Genomic DNA, 1,839 nt, shown 5'->3' on the forward strand with positions numbered 1-1,839 from the left:
TTAAATCAATTTTATTCTCAGGGTAACCTAAGTTGAGTAGACGTTGTTTAGCTTGGTGCTTTTTATCACGAATTTGGTCGCGCTGATCCATTGGGTTTTCAAGCCCTAAGCGTAATGCGCGCTGCGTGTGCAAGTACAATTCACGCAGTAGGGTGTTTTTCCAATCGTTCCATAAGTTGTCGTTGGTTGCACGGATGTCGGCAACGGTTAAACAATATAAATAGTCGAGTTGGCGCTCTGTTTTAATACGTGTTGCAAAGTCTTTTATTACTGCAGGGTCGTTAATATCTTTACGCTGCGCGGTAACCGACATAAGTAAATGGTTACTTACAAGCCACGCTACTAATTTTGCATCAGAGGATGAAAAGCCATGTAATTTAGCAAAGGCTATAGCATCAACAGCGCCAAGTTCTGAGTGATCTCCCCCTCGGCCTTTAGCAATGTCGTGAAATATACCGGCTAAATAAAGTAGCTCTGGTTTATCCATTCGAGTGACTATTTCACTACAAATAGGAAACTCGCTAATGCCAGTTTTATCAAAGTATTCGTAAATATTTTTGATTAATTTGTGAGTATGCTCATCTACGGTGTAGGCGTGAAACAAATCGAACTGCATTTGTCCAAATATATTACGCCACTGCGGTAAGTAGGCGGCAAGCATGCCGTGCTTGTGCATAAGCGTAAATGCGCGGCCCATACCATTAGGGTGTTTAACTAAGCGTAAAAAGGCTTCACGACAGGCTGCATAATCTTGTAAATCCCCCAATAAACGGCGGCGTACTTGGCGGATTGTACGAATAGTGCTTGGGTAAATATGCGTTATTGCAGGGTTGTCTGCTATGTGCTCAAACAATACAAAAAGTTGGTCACGTCTAAAAAATACAGATGGATCTTTTACGCGTATTTGATGACCCACTTGCTCAAAGTTTCTGTCGAGTACTATCACCGTTTTTTCACTACTTTCGGGCATGATACTTTGCTCAAAGTATGAAAGTAGCATTTGGTTAAGTTCGCGAACGCGGCTCATTATTCTAAATAAGCGCTTCATCATACGCTCAACAGAGGCTTTACCGTCGCTACCAAAACCTAAAATTTCGGCTGCTTGTGGTTGATGATCAAACAATAAGCGGTTTTCAGCCCGACCTGCGGCTAGATGCAGTGCAAAGCGAATATTCCATAGGTTTTCTAGGCACTCTGAAAGCTCTTGAAACTCTTCATGGGTTAAATAGCCGTGACTTATTAACTCTTGCAGAGTTTCGGTTCTAAAGTGCTTTTTTGCGACCCAAATAATGGTTTGCAAGTCGCGCAGGCCACCGGGGTTTTCTTTAATGTTTGGCTCAAGATTATACGCGGTGCCGTGGCACTTTTTGTGACGTAAGTTTTGTTCTTGAACTTTGGCAGTAAAAAACTCACCGGAGCGCCATACGGGGGTTTCTAGAATATGCGTTTTGAGTTTTTCAAACTCAATATGATTACCAAAAATAAGGCGGCTTTCGAGTAAACTGGTGGCAAAAGTAACGTCTTCACGTTTTTGCTCAATGGCTTGTTCTATCGTGCGCACGCTGTGGCCAATCTCTAAGTTGAGATCCCATAGCATGGTGACAAACTGGCCTATTTTTTCGCATATTTCTTCGCTTGGTGGTTTAGTTACAAGCAATAAAAAATCGATGTCGGAGTAGGGATGTAGCTCGCCACGTCCGTATCCGCCTACTGCTATTAGTGCTAAATCAGGTTCGCGCGCTAAGTCGTAAACATGAAAAAGCTTAATTAGTAGGCGGTCAATAAACTCAGCCCGGGCATTAATTAAATTCCCAACCGGTTGTTTAGAAAATTCGTTAT

At 42.5% G+C, this 1,839-nt stretch carries 1 protein-coding gene; it reads right to left on the minus strand.

Annotated features, from left to right (window positions below; genetic code table 11):
• Positions 1–1,839 (minus strand): [protein-PII] uridylyltransferase (gene glnD, locus H5072_RS18360; RefSeq protein WP_182694378.1); only part of this gene is annotated, 1,839 nt, incomplete at both ends.

This window comes from Pseudoalteromonas sp. SR45-5 (assembly GCF_014163565.1).
Lineage (GTDB): Bacteria > Pseudomonadota > Gammaproteobacteria > Enterobacterales > Alteromonadaceae > Pseudoalteromonas > Pseudoalteromonas distincta.